This window comes from Streptomyces sp. NPDC047081 (assembly GCF_040643775.1).
Taxonomy (GTDB): Bacteria; Actinomycetota; Actinomycetes; order Streptomycetales; family Streptomycetaceae; genus Streptomyces.
Window position 1 is genome coordinate 15,571 of sequence record NZ_JBEYUY010000044.1, and the last position, 20,965, is coordinate 36,535.

17 protein-coding genes and 3 tRNA genes are annotated in these 20,965 nt (G+C 67.8%); 8 read left to right on the forward strand and 12 right to left on the reverse strand.

All coding sequences use genetic code 11. The features are described from left to right. Positions 1-63 precede the first annotated feature (63 nt). Positions 64-1,011 (forward strand): endonuclease domain-containing protein, encoded by a 948-nt coding sequence (locus ABZ848_RS45685; RefSeq protein WP_360841867.1) that lies wholly within the window; start codon positions 64-66, stop codon positions 1,009-1,011. Positions 1,012-1,045: 34 nt separating this feature from the next. On the opposite strand, the gene ABZ848_RS45690 is transcribed toward ABZ848_RS45685, so the two are convergent. The 7 genes from ABZ848_RS45690 to ABZ848_RS45720 all read right to left on the reverse strand — a co-directional run bounded on the left by ABZ848_RS45690 (position 1,046) and on the right by ABZ848_RS45720 (position 7,673). Beyond that, the gene (locus ABZ848_RS45690) at positions 1,046-2,482 is read right to left on the reverse strand and encodes a terminase family protein (protein WP_360841869.1); all 1,437 of its coding nucleotides are present in this window, start codon (positions 2,480-2,482) and stop codon (positions 1,046-1,048) included. A 53-nt stretch (positions 2,483-2,535) separates the two neighbouring features. Next, positions 2,536-3,069, reverse strand: coding sequence for a hypothetical protein (locus ABZ848_RS45695; protein ID WP_360841871.1), 534 nt, complete (start codon positions 3,067-3,069; stop codon positions 2,536-2,538). 25 nt (positions 3,070-3,094) lie between these two features. Further along, a complete protein-coding gene (locus tag ABZ848_RS45700; RefSeq protein WP_360841874.1) occupies positions 3,095-4,000 on the reverse strand; it encodes a ParB N-terminal domain-containing protein in 906 nt (301 codons plus the stop codon). Between the two features lie 2 nt (positions 4,001-4,002). Then, on the reverse strand, positions 4,003-5,337 hold the full coding sequence (locus ABZ848_RS45705) for a hypothetical protein (protein WP_360841876.1): 1,335 nt from the start codon (positions 5,335-5,337) through the stop codon (positions 4,003-4,005). 130 nt (positions 5,338-5,467) lie between these two features. Further along, positions 5,468-5,881, reverse strand: a complete 414-nt coding sequence (locus tag ABZ848_RS45710) for a hypothetical protein (protein WP_360841879.1) — start codon at positions 5,879-5,881, stop codon at positions 5,468-5,470. Positions 5,882-6,028: 147 nt separating this feature from the next. After that, on the reverse strand, positions 6,029-6,346 hold the full coding sequence (locus ABZ848_RS45715; protein WP_360841881.1) for a hypothetical protein: 318 nt from the start codon (positions 6,344-6,346) through the stop codon (positions 6,029-6,031). Between the two features lie 190 nt (positions 6,347-6,536). Continuing rightward, entirely contained in the window at positions 6,537-7,673 is a 1,137-nt protein-coding gene (locus ABZ848_RS45720; protein WP_360841884.1) for a ParB/RepB/Spo0J family partition protein, read from the reverse strand. A gap of 842 nt (positions 7,674-8,515) precedes the next feature. On the opposite strand from ABZ848_RS45720, the gene ABZ848_RS45725 reads away from it, so the two are divergent. Next, positions 8,516-9,049, forward strand: a complete 534-nt coding sequence (locus ABZ848_RS45725; protein ID WP_360841887.1) for a hypothetical protein — start codon at positions 8,516-8,518, stop codon at positions 9,047-9,049. A gap of 1 nt (position 9,050) precedes the next feature. Then, positions 9,051-9,827, forward strand: a complete 777-nt coding sequence (locus ABZ848_RS45730) for a hypothetical protein (RefSeq protein WP_360841890.1) — start codon at positions 9,051-9,053, stop codon at positions 9,825-9,827. Here ABZ848_RS45730 and ABZ848_RS45735 read toward each other — a convergent pair. Further along, positions 9,824-10,774, reverse strand: coding sequence for a recombinase family protein (locus ABZ848_RS45735; RefSeq protein WP_360841892.1), 951 nt, complete (start codon positions 10,772-10,774; stop codon positions 9,824-9,826). The two genes, ABZ848_RS45730 and ABZ848_RS45735, sit on opposite strands and share 4 nt — an antisense overlap. Before the next feature lie 542 nt (positions 10,775-11,316). Between ABZ848_RS45735 and ABZ848_RS45740 the strand changes: the two genes are divergently transcribed. Then, entirely contained in the window at positions 11,317-13,206 is a 1,890-nt protein-coding gene (locus tag ABZ848_RS45740; RefSeq protein ID WP_360841894.1) for a tyrosine-type recombinase/integrase, read from the forward strand. Positions 13,207-13,354: 148 nt separating this feature from the next. Here ABZ848_RS45740 and ABZ848_RS45745 read toward each other — a convergent pair. The 3 genes from ABZ848_RS45745 to ABZ848_RS45755 form a co-directional block, all read right to left on the reverse strand. Then, positions 13,355-13,431: transfer RNA gene (locus tag ABZ848_RS45745), tRNA-Ile, on the reverse strand. Positions 13,432-13,610: 179 nt separating this feature from the next. Continuing rightward, positions 13,611-13,683: transfer RNA gene (locus ABZ848_RS45750), tRNA-Asn, on the reverse strand. A gap of 5 nt (positions 13,684-13,688) precedes the next feature. Then, positions 13,689-13,761: transfer RNA gene (locus ABZ848_RS45755), tRNA-Asn, on the reverse strand. Between the two features lie 143 nt (positions 13,762-13,904). Here ABZ848_RS45755 and ABZ848_RS45760 point away from each other — a divergent pair. From ABZ848_RS45760 to ABZ848_RS45775, 4 genes are all read left to right on the forward strand, one after another. Beyond that, the gene (locus ABZ848_RS45760) at positions 13,905-14,210 is read left to right on the forward strand and encodes a YtxH domain-containing protein (RefSeq protein ID WP_360841897.1); all 306 of its coding nucleotides are present in this window, start codon (positions 13,905-13,907) and stop codon (positions 14,208-14,210) included. Between the two features lie 52 nt (positions 14,211-14,262). Beyond that, positions 14,263-15,714 carry an FGGY family carbohydrate kinase gene (locus ABZ848_RS45765; protein ID WP_360841900.1) on the forward strand — a complete coding sequence of 484 codons (1,452 nt, stop codon included), beginning with the start codon at positions 14,263-14,265 and terminating at the stop codon, positions 15,712-15,714. A 116-nt stretch (positions 15,715-15,830) separates the two neighbouring features. Next, positions 15,831-17,564 carry an ABC transporter ATP-binding protein gene (locus tag ABZ848_RS45770; RefSeq protein ID WP_360841902.1) on the forward strand — a complete coding sequence of 578 codons (1,734 nt, stop codon included), beginning with the start codon at positions 15,831-15,833 and terminating at the stop codon, positions 17,562-17,564. Continuing rightward, a complete protein-coding gene (locus ABZ848_RS45775) occupies positions 17,564-19,495 on the forward strand; it encodes an ABC transporter ATP-binding protein (RefSeq protein ID WP_360841905.1) in 1,932 nt (643 codons plus the stop codon). The genes ABZ848_RS45770 and ABZ848_RS45775 overlap by 1 nt, the downstream gene beginning before the upstream one ends. Before the next feature lie 73 nt (positions 19,496-19,568). Here the strand turns inward: ABZ848_RS45775 and ABZ848_RS45780 are convergent, their stop codons facing one another. Then, positions 19,569-20,882: an RNA polymerase sigma factor gene (locus ABZ848_RS45780; protein WP_360841908.1), complete on the reverse strand. Its 1,314-nt coding sequence runs from the start codon at positions 20,880-20,882 to the stop codon at positions 19,569-19,571. Positions 20,883-20,965: the final 83 nt, after the last annotated feature.

The following is a 20,965-nucleotide window of genomic DNA, read 5'->3' on the forward strand; positions in this document are numbered from 1 at the left end:
CCACACATACGATGCTCAACTCCCAGTACCTCGCGCACCTGCCGGCGAACGGAGTGTCACGGCGTGAAGCTGCTCTACAGCCAGATGTCCGACAAGGAGAAGGAGAAGTACCGGTCTTGGCATCCGAACTGCGCGATCTGCGGCCACGTTGCCCGCTCCATCGACCATGACCACGAGACCGACGTCGTGCGCGGCGCATTGTGCCAGAGGTGCAACAGCCGAATCGGATCGCTTGAGTGTGCTCTCCGCCTACCCAAGGGGCGCGGTTTCCAGTCTTTAGCTGGCGATCTCCATCGCGCCTATGCCCAAACGGGCGCGATGAACCTGAGTCGGTTCACCGACGATTTTCCTTACCTCGGAATCACAGAAGACGAGTTCATACACCGCTTGGCCGCCGTGCATACCCTGTTGACGCGACGATTCATCTACTGGACCGAGATCACCTCGGTCACGCTATCGTCCGACACCTTGTGGCAAAAAGTCGGACCACTCACTGAAGAACAAGCGCAGCGAACCCTGTCCCGCTTGCAAGATCCGGCGAGCGTGCCGCCGCACCTGCAGATCACCATGACTCTAGAGCCCGACGATGGAATCGACTCTCCGGTCCCTCGAACTCTCGGCTTCAGCTACCACACACCGGGGGCCATCCAATATCGCATCGAGCTACGGCGCAACCAAGAGTCATCTATCGGACTGTCCACGGACTTCCAGAAGAAGTGCGAAGCCTACGTCCGTGACGTGGTTCCCATCCTGCTCAGTCGCGCGCTCACCGCAGCCCAGATACACGCTGCCGACGTGTGGCTGAAGTCGGTACCAAAGAACAAGAACGAACTGCGCGATGCCATCGGGGACTGGTACTCGCCCCGATGGGTAGACATCGCCGTACAAATCGCCCTCGAAGACCTTGGCGATAACCTTCCGAACCCAAAATGGGCGTCCTTCACCAGGGCTCGTTTCCACTGGCAGGAACTCTGCGCGTACTGGAATTCCCACCGTCAAGGAAGCATCTGATCGGAGTACCGTCCGCCGTGCACCACCACGCGCCTCAGCGTCGGCTGTCGAGTCGGTGATCTGCTGCCCCCCGCGGTGGCGGCATCGTCGGGTCGAGGAACAGGTCCCACAGCGCCCACACCGCGCTGTCGAGCAAGTCCGGGGAGTCCTCCGTCTCGCCCTGGCCAACGAACGTCGTCATCTGCTCCTCCAACGGCGCGAACCGTCGAGCCGGACCAACGTGCGAAACCCGCGCCTGCTCGTACAGCTGGGCAGCCGGAGCCGCCCGCGCTCGCTTCCCGCGTGTGGCATGAACGATCCGCCAGTTCACCGTCGGGTCCACCTGCTCCAACAGCGCAGGCAGGTAGTCACCGCCGTTGTTCGCCTCAATGACAACGCAGTCCGCACGGTGCTCGTGATACAGCGTCGCGGCCCGCTTCATCGCCTGCGTCGGCGTGTACCGGTCCTGCTCGCAGTGCAGCAGATACCCGCGGGGACGGTCGTCCCCGAACATCGTGTCCACCGGGAACGCGCGCCCCGCCACCGTGAACGCCGTCATGTCCGCGTCCTCATGACTCTTGGTCGCCGGGTCCACGGCCACCACAACCCGCTGAAGGTCCGGCAGGTGCTCGGGCCTGGGCCGGAAGCCCTCGACCTCCAGCATCCAGCCTTTCCACAGCGCGCCCTCCACATCCTCGAGTAGCTCGCCCGACAGCTCCTGCCGCCCCAGCCGGGTGCCGGCATACTCCTCCTCCAACTCCTCACGCGCCGCCGCCGACAGGTTCGCGTCGTTCTCCCGCATGTGCCCGCGGGTCAGCACCACCCGCGGCGGGGTCCCGCCCTTCCGGTGCGCCTCCTCCTGCGCACGGCCGCGCTCGACCAGCCGCTTGACGTGGGGGAGCGGCTTCGGCGTCGTAGAGATGACAACCTGCGGGGTGTCCGCCTCTCGCAGGCAGAACCACAGCATGTCGTACACCGCCTGGGCCGTAATCCGGTTCCAGGCCGCGTACTCGTCCAGCCATGCCTTGTCGAACGCCCAGCCACGCAGGTTGTCCGGCGTCTCCGCGCCGAACCCCCTGATGGTCGTCCCGTTCGTCAAGCGGAGCGTCGTCTCGCCCAGCGACGAGTTGTACTTCGCCACCTCCTGCGGCGGGAACACCGACAGCAGCCCGGACTTCGGGGACTCGAAGCAGATGTCGCGCACTAGCGTCGCGTTCCTCGCCACCACCGCAATCTGCAAGCCCGGCGTCTGTGCCCACTCCCGCACTGCCTCCGCCGCCGTCCGCGACTTGCCCCAGCCACGGCCGGTGAGCAGCATCCACACCGTCCACAGCCACAGCGGCCGACGCTGCGCCGCTCGGGCGTGATGGTGCAGCCACCCCGCATGGGGCAGCCCGTCACAATCTGGGACCTCGCATGCCCACCGGCGCGCCGACAGCTCATCGGCCCGCACCAGCGCCGCGACCTCGGCCCTCAGCTGCTCGTCGGTCATGACCGAGGGGTCGGCAAACCCCTCGATCTGGCGCCGCTTGGCCCGGCCCCGGCTCACTGTGCGCCCTCCGACAACCGGTGCTCCAGCTCACGACGGAGCTGATCCATCCGCGCCCGGCGGTCCTCGTCCGACAGCGCGGCCACGTCCGCGCCCTGGTCCCGGCCCTCGACCGTCCCGACCGCCGGTGCCTCGCCCACGGCCCGACGCTCGATCTCCGCCGCGACCTGGACGTAGCGCAGCAGTTCCGAGGGCGACAGCTCCCGCGGGTCGAGCATCTGGAGCCGCGCGACGGCCTTGCTCTGTACGGCCTGAGCCAACTTCGCGTGCCGGCGGGCGATATCGCGTCGCGCCTGCATCTGTTCCGCGAGGAACAGACGGTCCTGCTCCCGGTCGTAGGCCACAGCCCGCATCACCCATGCGAACTGGCGCGACCAACGGCCCAGCAGCGTGCGGGATTTATGCAACTCGCGTGCTGCCTTTGTCAGACTCCGCGCTGAGCCGAGATCGCGGTACACGGCGAACGCCTCGAACGCCTGGACCGACTCCCCGCTCTGCCGCTCCCAGGACTCCACGGTGTCCTCGGCCACCGCTCACCTCCTGGCCGACGGCCTTCTAGTTGTTCTGGGCGGCCAGGACTTCCAGCGCCCTCCACGGCTCGTCAGCGGGCACAGTGCCGTCCTGCACCATCCGATCGATGGCAGTCCGTACGACGGCCGCGGTCTCTACCGGCAGGTCCCGCACGCCGAATACCGTCTCCAGCGGCGCCGTCCCCGCCCGCGTCGGCTCCCCGGTGGCTGCGTCGAACCAGCCCTCGGCCAGCTCTCCCAGGTGCCGCTCGAACACGGCGAGGATCACGCCGAGCGCCGTAGCGGAGTTGCCGATCTTGTACGCGGCCCGGGAGGACTCCAGCGCATCGAGCACCGGCTCGTACTGCTCCAACCCAGCCGCCCACCGCTGATCCGCCGTCGCCGTGGAGCGGGCCGCATCGAACGCCGTCTCGGCGCGCTCCAACTCGGCGGGCAGGAACATGAACTGGACGCTGGCGAAGTCCAGGTTCGCTTCCCCGAGGGAGGCGACGTCCACTTTCTCCAGCAGGTCAAGGGTCTTGTCGTCCAGGCCCGTGTACTGCCGCCACTCCACCGACTCCAGCTCGTCGTACAGCTCCTTCAGGATCGCCGGATCGTCCTGACCCGCAATCGCGTTGTGCGAGAGCTGAAGCGCGATCTGCCGCTGGCGGGCCAGCGGCTCGTCTATCTGCATCCACCAGATCTGCGGCAGGCCGGCCTCGATAGCGGCGAGCGTGCGGTGGTTCCCGGAGAGGACGACCAGCCGCCCCGTGTCCCGGTCGTTCCACACCAGCGGCGTCGAGGTCAGATGCCCGTCCCGCTCGATGTTCGCCACGAGCTGCCGGAATTGCTCGTGTGGCAGGAACCTCGCGTTGACGTCGAGGAGCGTCAGCGTGCGCGGGTCGCCCTGCACCATCTGCGGCGGGGCAAGGCGAGTGGACTCGGTCTCCATGATCAGACTCCCGTCTTCGTCGTCGGGGCGCCCCACCGCTTCGCCCACACCTGAAGGGCCTCGGCCAACGAGTGCTGGCCGATCGCCCCCTGGTACTGGAGCTGGTACTTCCAGCCGTCCTCGTTCGACGGGCTGCGCTTGTTCAGCCGCAGCAGCCCGCGGTACTTCATCGACACCGGGTTGTTGCTGAACGCCGTCGTCGCCACCCGCCGAATGCGCCGTGAGAACGCCCGCTGGCACAGCAACTGCGTCTCGGCGCTCATTGCCGCCATCACGATCAGCTTCGACAACCTCGGGTAGTCGGTCGGCGCAACCGCGAAGTCCGAGAGCACGTACGCCTCGTCCGGGGTGAACGTGCTCGGGGCCATCGCGAACACGCCCAGCACCCGCCCGCCGCCGTCCCTCACCGCGACCGCCAGGTTCGCCGCGCCCGGAGCGATCCTGGGGTTGAGGTACCGGGAGCGCAGCGCGTTGAACTGGCCGGGCTTGAGCAGCGAGAGCGAGAGCGGGCCGACCAGTTCCTCGCCCTCGCGCAGGCGCGGGATCTTCACCGGGTCGATCGGCTGGCGCGGGGCGACGATCCTCGTGCGCGCCTCACTGGCGTACACGTAGAAGGGAGCGGCGCGCGGCGTCGCCTTGATCACGCCGCGCAGGTACGGGCGCAGCTCGGGCACGCTGTGGTTGGAGGCCGTCAGCCAGTACGGCCGGTCCGTGATCGCGCCGAGCACGCTGACCACGTCGTCGTCCGACAGCGGCTCGTAGTGGGGCGCGTCCCAGGTGAAGTGGGCTTCTAGCGGCTCGTACAGCTTCTCGTAGCCGCCGCCGTAGAAGGGAGGGAAGGAACACACGGGAGCGTCGCCGGGGACCTTCTGGAGCCAGGAGCGCACGTCCTCCACCTCGTACGAGGCCAGATCGACGTCCGAGCCGGACAGCCGCTCCACGGTCTCCGCGTGCTTGGCCTTCCACTGCTCGCGGTAGGAGCGCACCACCCGCTCGTGCCACAACCCTTCGCGCCCGACGCTGGCGAGGAACCGCGTGCCGAGCATGAGCGTGGCCACGGTGCCAACGCCGTCGTCCAAGGAGTCCGCGAGCCAGCCGAGTTCGTCTGCGCTCTCTTCGCGGAGCTGGATGCCGACCGGTTGCCGGGTGAGCCAACGGCCGACCGCGCTGGTGTAGATGGACACGTCGGAGGAGTGAAGGCCGAACCCCATGCCGGCCAGTGACCGTTCGATGGTGAAGTTCCCGCAGCACGGTACGTACACCGGGCCGCTCGGCCACAGGCTGGCGGTCTCGCGCACGATCGAGCGCATGGGACCCGGGATGGTGCCCTGGAACATCTTCGCCTCCCAACGAACGACAACGCCCGGCCTCGGCGGGTGCCGGGCCGGGCGCCGCGCTGCAACCTACACAAGGAGCACGCAGCCCCTTGGAATCATGTCACCTATCTTGAGAGAGCGGTTCCGCCGCTCACATCAAGGTTCCCTGCTGGTAGTGGTCGTCCCCCATGGGGGACAGCTCGCGCACCTCATCCCCGGTGCGGTCCTTCCACCATGCCGCGAACGTCCTTCGGTGGCACCACAGACCGGGCTTGGCCAAGTCCTCGAAGCAGAGGAGCACCAGGCGGTGGTCGCCCTCAGCCTCCGCGATCTGCCGGAGCCGCGCCGCGATCCGCTCAGGGCCGAGCTGGTCGAGGTCCCCACGGTATGCCTTCGTGAACTCGTGCTCGGACGCGTTGAGGTAGTCCCGACGCGGCGCGAGCTCCCGCACCGCATGGGTGAGGGAGTAGGGGAGCTTGAACCGGACGCCGCCGAGGGTGATGCGCACCGGTACCCCTTGCGGGGGTTGGAACGCCTGGAACCGGTTGGTGAACAGGGTGAGCACGCTTGCTTCCTTCCTTACTGCTGATCACGCCGGCCCTGGGCGTGGTGCCGGTGGCCGGGGGCTTGCCGGCCCCGCCCCTGCCTGTGAGCGGGGGTCCGGAGGGCGCCGGGCCCGCAGGGAGAGCCCCCGCGGGCCCGGGCCAGTCTCTTACTCCTGCGCGTAGACGAAAGGGGTGCGAGCTGCCAGTTGAACGACGAGGTCGAACTCCACCGGGCCTTCTGCACAGTTGGCCGTGAACCGGATGACGCGGTTGGTCTCGTTGGCGTACGCGGACGCCGTGGTCTCCTCGACATCCTCGATCACTTCCGACGCAGGCCCAGGTACCAGATCGCGCGCCTCCGCCATGAGGGAGGAGAGGTGGTCCGTGATCTGACGGATCGCAGGGTGGGCCGACTTGGACCCCCAGTCCACGTACTCCGACCTGACCTGATGGAAGCCAACAGAGAGTTTCCCGCTTTCCGTCATTTCCAGATCCCCAATCCCGGAGGGAATTTCCCTTTCCGTGCTTATATCTTATGACATTTGCAATTCCGTGAACATGGAATACGGAAGGGAATTCGAATGAAAGTGGGCGCAGCCGGGGGTTCCGGCTGCGCCCATCCCTACGCCCCACTGGGGAGAGGTGGGGCGCGGGCTCAGCCGCGCCCCACCTGCTCTACTTCGCCGCTTCGGTGGCCTTCTTCGCGGGCGCCCGGCGTGCCGCAGGCTTGGCGCTCGCCGCCGTCTTTGCCGCAGGCTTCGCGGAGGGCCTGGCCGCCGCCTTCTTCGCCGGGGGCTGCGGCTTGGCCGCCGCCTTGACCTCCGGCTTCTCGGCCTCGGCCTTGCCCTCCTCACCCTTCTTCGCAGCCGCCGCCTCCTGCTGAACCTGGGCCGCCGCCTTGTTGAACTCCTCGGTCATGGCGCGCTGGACACCCTGGGCCTTGCTCAGCAGGTTGCGCACCATCTGGACCTTGGCGTACAGGCGGCCGACGACCCGCAGGTGGCGGGCGAGGTCGTCTCCGAGAATGACGGCCAGGTCCTCCGGCTTCTTCTCGGCCAGCTCCTCCAGCAGCGGGATCAGGACCTCTTCTGCCTTGCCGAGGCCATCCTTGGCCTCGGCCTTGGCCGCCTTGCGCTTGGCCTCCTCCTCCGCGGTGGGCGGCTCCTCGCCGGTCAGGGAGGTCTGCTTCTCCATCAGCTTGAGGCCGTTGGCGAAGTGCTGCGCCTCGGCCTCGGAGTCGAAGTCGCCGCGCACGTAACGGGAGGCGGCGACCATCTGGTTGGCCGGGTTGAGCTGGGCGATGTGCCAGGCGAGGTTGTTCTTGATCAAGCCCTTGTCGACCATCTCGGCCACCTCGGGACGCAGGGTGAGCAGGCCGAGCCTCCAGGTGATGTGGGTCTCGGTCTTGCCGAACTGCTTGGCGATCTTTGCAGGCGTCCAGCCAGCCGCCTTGAGGTCGGCGTACGCTCCGGCCTCCTCCATGATCGTCATATCCGAACGGTTAACGTTCTCCGCGATGCTGAGGACGTAGGCCTCTTCCTCAGTGGCGCCCTCGATGACCTTCGCGGGAATGACCTCCAGGCCGGCCGCCTGGCAGGCCCGCCAGCGCCGCTCGCCCGCGATCAGCATGTAGGGGACCTTCGCGCCCTCGACCGGCCGGACGACCACCGGCTGAAGGAGACCGTTCTCCTTGATGCTCCCGGTCAGCTCGTCCAGTGCCTCCGGAGAGAAGAACTTGCGAGGCTGGTCGGGGTTGGGGGCGATCTCGCCGAGCTTGATGCTGATGAAAGCGACCTTGTTGTTGTCAGCCATTTTCCCGCGCCTTCCGTGAATTCCGTTTGGGGTGTTTCCCTTTGTTCTTACACTTATATCTTAATGGCAAATACCACCAAAGCAAGTTCAGAACTCTTTTAATTCAAAGGAATTCAGAAAGGGGAATTCTGCTCTTTTGAATTCCATCTCGCGCGAGTGCGGATACGAGAGAGCCCGCCACGACCGAGCGGTCGCGGCGGGCTTGCTCCGTCACACACCCCGACGGCCGCACCGGGCGGCCGACTCCTCGCCGGGCGGGGCGCGGGGGGTCGGCCACCCGGCGAGGAGCAGGGAAGGGCGCCGCATGCGCGGCGCTGCCGTGCGGGCTCCTGCGGCTGCTGTACCCACCCGGCGGACTAGAACGTACAACAGCTCATCAACAATGTCACCTATCTCAAAGCCAAGGGCGCGAGCCCTCACGGGAGTCAGGGCTCACCCTCGGCATCACCTCCACCCCGTTCCCGGCCCCCGAGGAGCGCCATGACCTCGACTACCTTCCGAACCTCACCCTGCGCCGCCTGACTCGACGCCGCTCTGAGCACCCGCGGAGCCCCCTTCGCGATCTCAGCTATCCGGCGTTCGTCAACCTCGGACATGGATATGCGGCTCCTCCCGTGCACGGCGTGCGCGCCGCTCCGCCCGCCCTGATGCGAATCCTCGGAGCACCCGCCGACAGCGGGCACACGGGAGCACGACCGATGCCCGCTCACCGGCCGACGCTCCGCCGAGAAACTGTGCGACAAACCCTATAACCCCTGCGACCTGCGATGTAGTGTTATGTTTGCTGGTGCTACCGGCCGGTCACTTCGCCGGAGCATACGACACGGCCAGAGATGACGGACATGGCGGACACCCACGGCACCGAGCGACCCTTGAGTCTTCAGGCGAAGCTCATCTCCTTGCTGAGGCTGCGTCGCGACTCCGACGGCTACACGCCCAGTGCCCGGGACATCTCCCGTGCCACCCAAGGAGGTTCGGGCGCTTCTGTCTCTCACGGCCAGGTCAACAGCCTGTTCAACGGGTCGAGTTGCAACCCCACAGCAGCCACCCTCGAAGCAGTCGCCCACGCCCTCGACGCGCCGGCAGCCTTCCTGCTGCCGGGCACCGAATGGGACGACCTGACCGCGCTGTCCGTGTTCGCGTCGAGACCCGAAGCGCGCGAGGTCTTGCGTTTAATGCAGGATCTTGAAGTGCAGGACATTCTTGAAATCAGTTCAAGGCTCCGGGAGCTCCGTCGTCACAAAGGACTGTCCGAGGACGTCCCGACGATCCCCCCACCTCCCCCTGGCGTCGACCAGCCCCGCGAGGGCCGTCCACGCCGTCGAAGCCTGCACGACGCCGCTGAGCGGGCAGCGGATTACTTGGAAGGACGCTGACGTGGACGGCCCGATATTCGGCCTGTGCTCGGTGGTCACCCTGCTGAGCACGGCGGTAGCCCTCAGTCGAGCCGTCGCCCAGCGCAGACGCAGCGCGTTCCGCGTGTCCCGCCGCGCCCACGTCGTGGCCCTGGCCAGCAGCTTCGTCGGCTCTGTACTGACCATCCCCGCCGTTGGCGACGTCGTAGACAGGGCTACGACGCCCGAACTGTCCTCTCTGGTCTCGGACATAGCCGTCGTGATCTTCTGCGCGAGCCTCCAGATCATGGTCATCGACTGGGAGTACCGAGAGCTGCCCCACTACGTCAGCATCGCGTGCCGCATCGCCTTCGTCATCGCGGTCTGCGGCCTGCTGATCTTGCAGTTCCACCGCACGGACCCGGCCAGGCTCGACCTGGATCTGTCGACCTCGTACGCCCAGTCCAACGACGTCCGGATCTACATGCTGACCCACCTGGGCTTCTTTGCGGCCGCCACCGCCGAGGTCGCGGCGCGCGCCTCGAAGCTCGCCTGCGCAGCATGGCGGCAGGGCCGCTCGGCAGCCGTCGGCCTGGCTGTGGCGGCGGCGGGAGCGACGTTCGGCGTCCTGTATGCCATGAGCCGAGGTGGCTACATCCTCGCGTATGAGCAGGGGCACGCATGGCCGCTGACCCTCGACAACATCATCAGCCCTGCGCTGGCAGGGCTGTCCATCGGAAGCGTGGCGGCCGGGCTCTCGATGGCTGTGCTCAGCAACAGCCGCCGCCCGGAGTCCGTACGCAGCAGCGCCAACGTCTAGGCGGATCGCGGCTTCTGCATGTCCGCGTCCCATTGCCTCCAGGTGAAGGCCACTCGGTCCGCGTCCACGGTGCGCGAGCCCCTGGACGCGGCCGGGTACACAGCGATCCGCTCCAGCAGCAGGACGACCAAGCCCTTCTTCGCCTTCAACGGGGCGTGCTTCCACCAGCGCACGAGATCAGGGACGTCTCCCACGGGAACGTGCTTGACCTGCTTCAGGAAGCGGGCTTGCGTCGCCTTCTCCCTGATCTTGGTCGTCAACTCCTTGTCGGCCGCCTTGAAGGCGGCCAGCGAGATGCCTGAGTTCGCGGCATAGTCGGCACCCAGCTTCTTCTGCCGTCGCCGGTCCGCCGCGACTTCCTTGTCCAGGACGGCGGCCCTAGCAAGCAGGGCTTCGCGCGCGGCGCCGATCAGCTCCGCAACCTCGGGCTTGGCAAGCTCGCCCAGAACCTGCTCACCGACGTACCTCTCGTACAGGTCGGCGTTGATGCGGACCTTGCCGCAGCCACCCGGGTGCTGAGGTGAACTCGGCTGACAGCGGTGCCCGCGTGCCCCTGCATTCGACGGCGAGGTGCCGAGCGGATGGCCGCACAGGCCGCACACGCTGATGGGACCGGAGAGCAGGTACTCGCGCTGGTCAGCCCTCTCCTTGCCTTCGCCCTCGGCCTGCTTCATCGCACGGATGGCCAGGAAGTCCTCAACGGGGATGATCCGGGGGCCACCGCTGTCGACCAGCTCTCCGGCCGCATCCTCCGTCAACCCGGCGATAGCTGGGTGATGGAGCACGCCGGCGAGGACATCGGGCTTGAACTTGTTGCCCAACGTGGTGCGGTAGCCCTCCTCGCTCATCCACTCCGTGATCGCGGGAAAGCTCTGTCTCAGCAGCCGCCGCGAGGCGGCGGCCCGAATTCCCTCCGCCTCCGCCTCGCGCACGCGCCGGTACGCCATGTCCTCAAACCCGTAGAGCCTTGGCATGATCTCGACCCCTCTACCCGACCCCCTACATCCACCAATTTACCAGCGAGATAGGTCACACTCTTGATAGAGCAACGAACACCTCGAATCGCGCATACCTCATGATCATGGACTCACCTCCGTACGTGGCTCAACGCCGAGCACCCTCCACAGCTCGGCCGTGGGAACACGGACCGTCCCCCCAAGAGGGAGCGTCCGGACGGGGAACGTGCCCGCCCTGATCAGCTCGTACGCCTTGTCGCGACCAATGCCCAGTGCACGTCCCGCTGTTGTGACATTGACCGTGGCCGGAAGGGCAAGTAGCTCTTCCAGCCGCATGGCTCCGGCCGGTCCACCTGCTTCATGAGCAGTCATCTTGTTGGTCGCCTGTCTCCCCCGCGCCAACTGATCAGCGACTTTACAGCAGTGTCCGACAGCCCCAGCAAGATCGGAAGAGATCACGCCAGACACGTACGGAACCGTACGACACCACGAACTGGCTGTGAGCCAATCAACAGCCGACAGCAGGGGACCGGATGTTCGAGCCGAGTTACTACCGGCGGTGCCAGTGCAAGGGACCACTCAAGGACAAGGAGGGCAAGCCGGTCCTTGATGCCGACGGCAACCCCAAGATCGGCTCCATCGGCACGACGTGCCCCAAGCTGGGCAAGGGCCACGGCACCTGGAACTTCTACTTTGAGCTCGAACCAGCCGAGGGTGGTACCCGCCAGCGGGTACGCCGCGGCGGCTTCGCCAGGCTCGACGACGCGAAGAAGAAGGCGAAGGAGATCTACGACGCTGCTGTGGCCGGCACCGACGTGCTGTCGGACGAGAAGTGCGGCGACTTCTTCCTCCGGTGGATCAAGGCGAAGAAGTCCCTCGCCCGCACCACGCGTCACGGGTATGAGGAGCACATCAACAACTACTTGCTCCCCCACCTCGGCCACATCAAGCGGCGCGACCTCAAGGTCCGCCACCTCGACAAGATGTACGACGCGATCGAGAAGGAGAACGCCGAGCGAATCCTCCACCGCCTGCGCGTCGATCAACTCCAGAAGGACCGTGACGACGCCCACCAAGCCTGGGTGAAAACCGCGGGCTACGCCAAGAAGGAGGAGCGCCGTGCCACCCGCCGAGCCTTCCTCGACGCCAACGCCGCGCTCCGCGAGGGCAAGAAGGGGCTGCGGAAGATCACCTCCGCCGCCACCATGCACCGCATCAACGACACCCTCAGTTCCGCCCTCAGTTGGGGGATCAAGCGCGAGCAGGCGTTCACCAAGAACTGGGCACAGCTTGTGGAACTGCCGCCGGTGACCCGGCCGAAGCCCCTCGTCTGGACGCCCGAGCGCATCGAGCACTGGAAGCGCACCGGTGAGAAGCCGGGCCCGGTCATGGTCTGGACGCCGCAGCTGACCGGCGAGTTCCTCGACTTCGTTTTGGACGACTGGCTCTACGAGCTGTGGCACACCTTCATCTTCCTCGGCCCCCGCCGCGGCGAGATGGCCGCGCTGCCCTGGACAGAGGTCAGCCTCGATGCCCTGTGGCTGCGCATCTCCCAACAGATCGTCGAGGTGGCGTACGAGCTGTACGGAGAAGCACCGAAGGCCGACAGTGTCCGCACCCTGTCCCTGAGCCTGGAGTCCGGAGACAACCTGTCCGCCTTCCGCGCAAAGCAGGAGCAGCAACGCCAGGAGTGGGCAGACGCCTACGTGGAGAGCGGCCGTGTATGGACGCACGAGAACGGCGCCGGGCTGCACCCCGACTGGATATCGAGGCGCTTCACCCGCCTGGTGGAGCTGTCCGGCCTGCCGCCGGTCCGTCTGCACGACCTGCGCCACCTCGCCGCCACCCTCGCCCTGCTCGCAGGCCACGACATCAAGGTGGTCCAGGAGAAGCTGGGGCACTCCTCGCGGCAGATCACCTCCGACACCTACACCAGCGTGCTGCCCGAGATGATGCGGGCCGAGGCCGAGTCGGTCATGGCCGTCGTCCCCCGCGACGTTGCCTTCGAGGTGCGCTCGCCGCTGACGATCCCCGAGGCGGCATGGCAGAACGACGTCGCCGTTTTCTTCGCCCACGGCGCCAAGCAGTCAGGTGACGTCTGGGCCGTCGGAGCGCAGGCCCAAGCCGACTCCGACCTCCTCGGCATGATCACCCTGACCGGGCGGGGCCAGGACGATGCCGCCAACGCGGCCGTGAAGTGGATACGCGATCACTGCGCCGCCAACGACTTGGAACTGGTGCGGGTGGAGAACTTCAACGACCGCTACCCCGAGAAGCAGCGATGCACGTTCTCGCTCACGCGCTTCACCATCGCGCGCTCCGAGTCCCCCGGCGTGGACGGCTGGGCGTTGCCGACGGGTCTCCCGCCAGCAGCGTCCCGGGCCGCTCGCCGGCCTCACAACGGGCGCCGGAGGGCGGCGTGAGGGCCCTGCTGTCCACTGAACCGCTCCCGCGTCCACTGAGCGTCCACTGGATCTTGGTCTGAACGAATGAACGGGGGGCGCCACCCTGGAGTGGCGCCCCCCGTTCTCACGTTTCCGCAGGTAGGAACGGTTCTGCCCGCGTAGCGAATGGTGGGGCGGGTGGGACTCGAACCCACGGCCGACGGATTATGAGTCCGCTGCTCTAACCGGCTGAGCTACCGCCCCATAGCGGCGTGTCGCGTACATGTGTGCGCGCCGTCTGCCGCAGCATAGCCGCTCATACGATCTCCTGCTTCGTATGGTCGACTTCGCATGCCCTTGAGGACTCCGCTGTGACCTGCACGGTTCCCCCGGGACAGGGTCGGACATGAAAAAGGACCCCGTCGGGGTCCTCGTTCAGCATGCTCCCCCGACTGGACTCGAACCAGTAACCTGCCGGTTAACAGCCGGCTGCTCTGCCAATTGAGCTACGGAGGACCGAGCTCCCCCGACTGGACTCGAACCAGTAACCTGCCGGTTAACAGCCGGCTGCTCTGCCAATTGAGCTACGGAGGAATGCCTCGTTGCATCGAACGTACCTACCTGGGTATTCGCCAGGGGGCGGGCGCTCGCTGCGACACATACATTAGCGCAAGCAGGGGGGTGCTCCGCCAATCGGTTCCCCCGGCGTCGGCCTACACGAGGGAAGGGTGGCCTCCATGCGCTACAAGCTCACGTTCGTCGTCGGACTGGCCCTGGGTTACGTCCTGGGCACCAAGGCCGGACGCGAACGCTACGAGCAGCTGAAGAAGTCCGCACGCCAGGTCGCCCAGAACCCCGCCGTGCGCAACACCGCCGAATCGGCCGCCCAGCAGGGCCGCCAGTTCGCCGGCAAGGCGTACCACGCGGTGAGCGACAAGGTCGGCGACCGGGTCCCCGACTCCGTCGCCCAGCGGGTGCGTTCCCTGCGCGACCGGAGCGTGAACGGCGCAGGCGAGGACGACTGGGGCACGAGCAACACCTAGCCGCGCGGAACCACTCGCACCGCCACCGCGCTACGCCCATAGAATTTTCGCCATGGGGATAGTCGCCGGGTTGGACAGTGCGCCCGATTTCACTCGCATCGTCGTCTGTGACGCGGACACAGGGGCCGTGCTCAGGCAGGGGTACGCCCCCCACCCGGTGGAGTCGCCGGACGGCGGCCGCCCCTCGGACGTCGATCCACAGGCCTGGCTGCTGTCCCTCGGTGAGGCGGCCGGCGGCGGTCTGCTGGAGGGCGTCCAGGCCATCGGTGTGTCGGCGCAGCAGAACGCCGTGGTGCCGCTGGACGCCCAGGGCGGCACCGTCCGCCCCGCGATGGTCGGCGGCGACAAGCGGACGCAGGTCGCCGCCGCCGATCTCATCGACGCGCTCGGCGGGAGGGAGGCCTGGGCACAGGCCGTGGGGTGTGTGCCGCAGGCCGCCCAGCCCGTCACCAAGCTGCGCTGGCTCGCGAAGAACGAGCCCGACGCCGCCCTGCGCGCCGCGATCCTCATGCAGGCCCACGACTGGCTGGTGTGGCAGCTGCTGGGGCGGCCCGTGAGAAGGACCACTGACCGCGGTGGCGCGTCCGGCACCGGCTACTGGTCGGCCGCCACCGGGGCCTACCGTTCCGACCTCGTCGAGCTGGCGCTCGGTCACCAGGCCATGCTGCCCGAGGTGATCGGGCCCTCCGACGCCGCCGGTACGACCCCGGAGGGGCTGCTGATCTCCGCCGGGACCGGCGAGACCATGGCCGCCGCCTTCGGGCTCGGGATCGGGCTGGGCGATGCCGTGGTGTCGCTCGGCGCCTCCGGGTCCGTGATGGCGGTGCATCCCGAGGCGCTCTTCGACAGCTCGGGGATGATCACGTCCCTCGCCGACGCGACCGGCATGCACCTTCCCGTCGTAACGACTCTGAATGCCGTACGGACCCTGCGCGGGACCGCCGAGTTGCTCGGGCTGCCCGATCTGGAGAGTCTGTCGGACCTGGCGATGAAGTCGACGCCGGGGGCGCACGGGCTGGTGATGCTGCCCTATCTGGAGGGTGAGCGGACGCCGAATCTGCCGCACACCGCCGGGACGCTGGCCGGGCTGCGGCGGGAGTCGATGAAGGCCGAGCATCTGGCGCGGGCCGCGTTCGAGGGCATGCTGTGCGGGCTCGGGGACGCGCTGGACGTGCTGCGCGGCCGGGGTGTCGACGTGCGGCGGATCTTCCTGCTGGGGGCCGCCGCCGAGCTGCCCGCCGTACAGGCCGCGGCGCCCGCGCTGTTCGGGGCGCAGGTCGTCGTACCGCAGCCCGCGGACTACGCGGCGATCGGCGCGGCGCGGCAGGCGGCCTGGGCGCTGGGTGTGTCACAGGGCACGCTCGACCCGCGCACCCCGCCGGCCTGGCAGGGCGCGGCGGCGCAGGTGCTGGAGCCCGGCGAGGACCTGGCGGTGGGACAGGCGGTGCGGCAGCAGTACGTGTCGGTGCGGGAGCAGACACATCCGGGCGCGTTCCGCTCGTAAGACTGCAAAGCGCACTGCTCTCGGCTTAATCGGTTGAGGTAACGCGGGTGGAATGTTCGACGATAGGGGCCAGGGGCAACGAACCCGCCCCTACCGCCGACTCCGAGAGACGTAGCGTGCTCATACGACTTCTGCGGACCTATCTCAGGCCCTACAAGAAACCCATCGCCCTGCTGGTGCTGCTGCAGTTCCTGCAGACCTGCGCCACCCTCTATCTGCCCACGCTGAACGCGCACATCATCGACGAAGGTGTCGTCAAGGGGGACACCGGCTACATCCTCTCCTTCGGCGCCCTGATGATCGGCATCTCGCTGGCCCAGGTCGTGTGCAACATCGGGGCCGTGTACTACGGCGCCCGGACCGCGGCGGCGCTCGGCCGGGACGTGCGGGCGGCCGTCTTCGACCGGGTGCAGTCGTTCTCGTCGCGCGAGGTGGGCCACTTCGGCGCGCCCTCGCTGATCACCCGGACCACCAACGACGTCCAGCAGGTCCAGATGCTGGCCCTGATGACGTTCACGCTGATGGTGTCGGCGCCCATCATGTGCGTGGGCGGCATCGTGCTGGCCCTCGGCCTGGACGTGCCCCTGTCGGGCGTGCTGGTGGCCGTGGTGCCGACGCTGGGCATCTGCGTGACCTTGATCGTACGGCGGCTGCGGCCGCTGTTCCGTTCCATGCAGACGCGGCTGGACACGGTCAACCGGGTGCTGCGCGAGCAGATCTCCGGCAACCGTGTGATCAGGGCCTTCGTGCGGGACGACTACGAGCAGGGCCGGTTCGGGAAGGCCAACGCCGACCTCACCGAGATGTCCCTGAAGACCGGCAACCTGCTCGCCCTGATGTTCCCGGTGGTCATGACGACCGTGAACCTCTCCTCGATCGCCGTGGTGTGGTTCGGCGCCCACCGCATCGACAGCGGCGGGATGCAGATCGGCGATCTGACCGCCTTCCTCGCCTACCTCATGCAGATCGTGATGTCCGTGATGATGGCCACCTTCATGTTCATGATGGTGCCGCGCGCGGAGGTCTGCGCCGAGCGCATCGAGGAGGTGCTGGACACCTCCTCCAGCGTGGTGCCGCCGGTGGCGCCGGTCACCGAGCTGCGCCGGCACGGGCATCTGGAGATCCGGGGCGCCGGGTTCCGCTATCCCGGTGCCGAGGAGCCGGTGCTCAAGGCGATCGACCTGGTCGCCCGGCCCGGCGAGGTGACCGCCGTGATCGGCTCGACCGGCAGCGGCAAGTCGACGCTGCTCGGGCTGGTCCCGCGGCTGTTCGACGCGACCGACGGCGAGGTGCTGGTGGACGGCACGGACGTGTCGACGCTTGAGCCGAAGCTGCTGGCCAAGACCGTCGGACTCGTACCGCAGAAGCCGTACCTCTTCGCGGGGACCGTCGCGACCAATCTGCGGTACGGCAATCCGGACGCCACGGACGAGGAGCTGTGGCACGCGCTGGAGGTCGCGCAGGCCAAGGACTTCGTGACCAAGCTCGAAGGCGGGCTGAACGCGCCCATCGCGCAGGGCGGGACGAACGTCTCCGGCGGTCAGCGGCAGCGGCTCGCGATCGCCCGGACGCTCGTCCAGCGCCCGGAGATCTACCTCTTCGACGACTCCTTCTCCGCGCTGGACTACGCGACGGACGCGGCGCTGCGGGCCGCGCTCGCGCAGGAGACGGCCGAGGCGACCGTCGTGATCGTCGCCCAGCGGGTGGCGACCATCAGGGACGCCGACCGGATCGTCGTACTCGACGAGGGGCGGGTGGTCGGCACCGGCCGGCACCACGAGCTGATGGCGGAGAACGAGACCTACCGGGAGATCGTGCTCTCCCAGCTGACGGAAGCGGAGGCTGCCTGATGGCCGGGCCGATGGCGCGGATGATGGGCCAGGGCGGCGGCCCCGACAGCCGTTCGATGGACTTCAAGGTGTCGGGCAAGCGCCTGATCGGCCAGTTCAAGCCGGAGCGGCTGACGATCTACACGCTGCTGTTCTGCGTGGTCGTCAGCGTCGGCCTGAACGTGATCGGGCCGAAGATCCTCGGCAAGGCCACCGACCTGGTCTTCGCCGGCATCATCGGGCGGCAGATGCCGGCCGGTGCGACGAAGGACGAGGTCCTCGCCTCCATGCGGGAGCGCGGGCAGGGCAGCGTCGCCGACATGCTGCGCTCCACCGACTTCACGCCGGGCAAGGGCATCGACTTCGACGCGGTGGGGCGCGTACTGCTGCTCGCGCTCTGTACGTTCCTGGTCGCCGGGCTGCTGATGGCGGTGGCGACCAGGCTCGTGAACCGGGCGGTCAACCGCACGATGTACCGCCTGCGCGAGGACGTGCAGGCGAAGCTGTCCCGCCTCCCCCTCTCCTACTTCGACAAGCGGCAGCGCGGCGAGGTGCTCTCCCGCGCCACGAACGACATCGACAACATCGGGCAGACGCTCCAGCAGTCGATGGGCCAGCTCATCAACTCGGTGCTGACCATCATCGGTGTGCTCGCGGTGATGTTCTGGGTGTCGTGGCTGCTGGCGCTCGTGGCGCTGGTGACCGTGCCGCTGTCGTTCGTCGTCGCCACCCGGATCGGCAAGCGCTCGCAGCCGCACTTCGTGCAGCAGTGGCGCTCCACCGGCAAGCTGAACGCCCACATCGAGGAGATGTACACCGGGCACACCCTGGTGAAGGTGTTCGGGCGGCAGGACGAGTCGGCGAAGCAGTTCGCCGAGCAGAACGACGCGCTGTACGAGGCCGGGTTCAAGGCGCAGTTCAACAGCGGGGTCATGCAGCCGCTGATGATGTTCGTGTCGAACCTCAACTACGTGCTGGTGGCGGTCGTCGGCGGCCTGCGGGTCGCGTCCGGCGCGCTGTCCATCGGTGACGTGCAGGCCTTCATCCAGTACTCGCGGCAGTTCTCGATGCCGCTGACGCAGGTCGCCTCGATGGCGAACCTGGTGCAGTCGGGCGTCGCCTCGGCCGAGCGGATCTTCGAACTCCTGGACGCGGAGGAGCAGGAGGCGGACCCGCTGCCGGGCGCGAAGCCCGAGGAGCTGCGCGGGCTGGTGGAGCTGGAGAACATCTCCTTCAGTTACGACCCCGAGAAGCCGCTCATCGAGGACCTCTCCCTGAAGGCCGAACCGGGCCACACGGTCGCGATCGTCGGCCCGACGGGAGCGGGAAAGACCACCCTGGTCAATCTCCTCATGCGGTTCTACGACGTCTCCGGCGGGCGCATCACCCTCGACGGCGTCGACATCGCGACCATGTCCCGGGACGAACTGCGCGCCCAGATCGGCATGGTGCTGCAGGACACGTGGCTGTTCGGCGGCACGATCGCCGAGAACATCGCTTACGGCGCCTCGCGCGAGGTCACCCGCGGGGAGATCGAGGAGGCGGCGCGGGCGGCCCACGCCGACCGCTTCGTCCGTACGCTGCCCGACGGGTACGACACGGTGATCGACGACGAGGGCACGGGCGTCAGCGCCGGTGAGAAGCAGCTGATCACCATCGCGCGGGCGTTCCTGTCCGACCCGGTGATCCTGGTCCTGGACGAGGCGACGTCCTCGGTCGACACCCGCACCGAGGTGCTGATCCAGAAGGCGATGGCCAAACTCGCCCACGGCCGCACGTCGTTCGTGATCGCCCACCGTCTGTCGACCATCCGGGACGCGGACACGATCCTGGTGATGGAGAACGGCGCGATCGTCGAACAGGGCGCGCACGCGGACCTGTTGGCGGCGGACGGGGCGTACGCGCGGCTGTACAAGGCGCAGTTCGCACAGGCGGTGGCGGAGGTCGACTGATTATCCGGGGGGCTGGTTGCTTTCAGGGGCGCGGGGAACTGCGCGACCAGCCCCCACGCACCCGCACCCGGCATCAGTCCAGATAGCCCCGCAGCTGATCCGCAAAAGCGTGGTCCCGCAGCTTGTTGAGCGTCTTCGACTCGATCTGCCGTATCCGCTCCCGTGTCACCCCGAAGATCCGCCCGATCTCCTCCAGGGTCCGGGGACGCCCGTCGACCAGCCCGTACCGCAGCTGGACAACCTTCCGCTCCCGCTCCCCCAGCGTGGAGAGCACGGCCTCAAGATGCTCGCGCAGCAGCAGGAACGCCGCCGACTCCACGGGTGACGTCGCGTCGCCGTCCTCGATGAGGTCGCCCAGCGCGACGTCGTCCTCCTCGCCCACAGGGGCATGCAAGGACACCGGCTCCTGGGCCAGCCGCAGCACCTCGCTGACCCGCTCGGGCGGCAGGTCGAGGTGGGCGGCCACCTCCTCCGGCGTGGGCTCGTAGCCGCGCTCCTGCAGCATCCGCCGCTGCACGCGCACGACCCGGTTGATCAACTCGACGACGTGGACGGGGACTCGGATAGTCCGGGCCTGGTCGGCGAGGGCCCGGGACATGGCCTGGCGGATCCACCAGGTGGCGTACGTCGAGAACTTGTAGCCGCGGGCGTAGTCGAACTTCTCGACCGCCCTGATCAGGCCCAGGTTTCCCTCCTGGACCAGGTCGAGCATGGTCAGCCCGCGGCCGACGTACCGCTTGGCCACGGAGACCACGAGCCGCAGGTTCGCCTCGATGAGGCGGCGCTTGGCCATCCGGCCCATGACGACGAGCCGGTCCAGGTCGAGGGCGAGCTGACTGTCCAGGTCGGGTGCGGTGCTGAGCCGCTCCTCGGCGAACAGGCCGGCCTCGACGCGGCGGGCGAGCTCGACCTCCTCGGCCGCGGTGAGCAGGGGGATCCGGCCGATCTCACGCAGATACTGACGGAACAGGTCGGAGGACGGGCCGCTGGTGTCGGCGGCGCGGGCCCGCTCCACGATCGGCGTTTCCACCGGCTCCGGGTCCGCCTCCAGCACCTCGGCGGGTGGTTCGGCGGGCTCGGGCGGGCCGTCCGCTTCCACCGGGTCCGCCTCGGGGTGGTGCACGACACGGGTCTGCGGCGGGACCGCGACGAGGACGTCGGTCTCGGCGTCCTGCTCCGTGCCGTCGGTACTGATGTCGGTCTGGGTCAGGGTCTGGGTCTGCACGGGGGCGACCTCCAGGATGATCGCTGCTGAGGGGAGCGGCAGCGCTGCTTTGGGGGCGGAGTCGGCGGCCACGCCGCTGTCCGTCCCGTACGCGATGAGCGGAACCGCGGGTGTGTGGGACCCGTGTGGGACGGATCGGCCGCGCTCCGAGGACTCAGGCACCGGAACCCAGTGTGGAGTACGACACATCGTCGCCACGAGGGGCGTGCGGTGACTTTTTGCAATCGGGCCGTGACCGGTCGGTT

Coding starts and splice junctions, on each gene's coding strand:
- ABZ848_RS45690 (WP_360841869.1), bottom strand. CDS start 2,482: ATGACCGACGAGCAGCTGAGGGCCGAGGTCGCGGCGCTGGTGCGGGCC.
- ABZ848_RS45700 (WP_360841874.1), bottom strand. CDS start 4,000: ATGGAGACCGAGTCCACTCGCCTTGCCCCGCCGCAGATGGTGCAGGGC.
- ABZ848_RS45705 (WP_360841876.1), bottom strand. CDS start 5,337: ATGTTCCAGGGCACCATCCCGGGTCCCATGCGCTCGATCGTGCGCGAG.
- ABZ848_RS45715 (WP_360841881.1), bottom strand. CDS start 6,346: ATGACGGAAAGCGGGAAACTCTCTGTTGGCTTCCATCAGGTCAGGTCG.
- ABZ848_RS45720 (WP_360841884.1), bottom strand. CDS start 7,673: ATGGCTGACAACAACAAGGTCGCTTTCATCAGCATCAAGCTCGGCGAG.
- ABZ848_RS45725 (WP_360841887.1), top strand. CDS start 8,516: ATGGCGGACACCCACGGCACCGAGCGACCCTTGAGTCTTCAGGCGAAG.
- ABZ848_RS45735 (WP_360841892.1), bottom strand. CDS start 10,774: ATGGCGTACCGGCGCGTGCGCGAGGCGGAGGCGGAGGGAATTCGGGCC.
- ABZ848_RS45740 (WP_360841894.1), top strand. CDS start 11,317: ATGTTCGAGCCGAGTTACTACCGGCGGTGCCAGTGCAAGGGACCACTC.
- ABZ848_RS45760 (WP_360841897.1), top strand. CDS start 13,905: ATGCGCTACAAGCTCACGTTCGTCGTCGGACTGGCCCTGGGTTACGTC.
- ABZ848_RS45765 (WP_360841900.1), top strand. CDS start 14,263: ATGGGGATAGTCGCCGGGTTGGACAGTGCGCCCGATTTCACTCGCATC.
- ABZ848_RS45775 (WP_360841905.1), top strand. CDS start 17,564: ATGGCCGGGCCGATGGCGCGGATGATGGGCCAGGGCGGCGGCCCCGAC.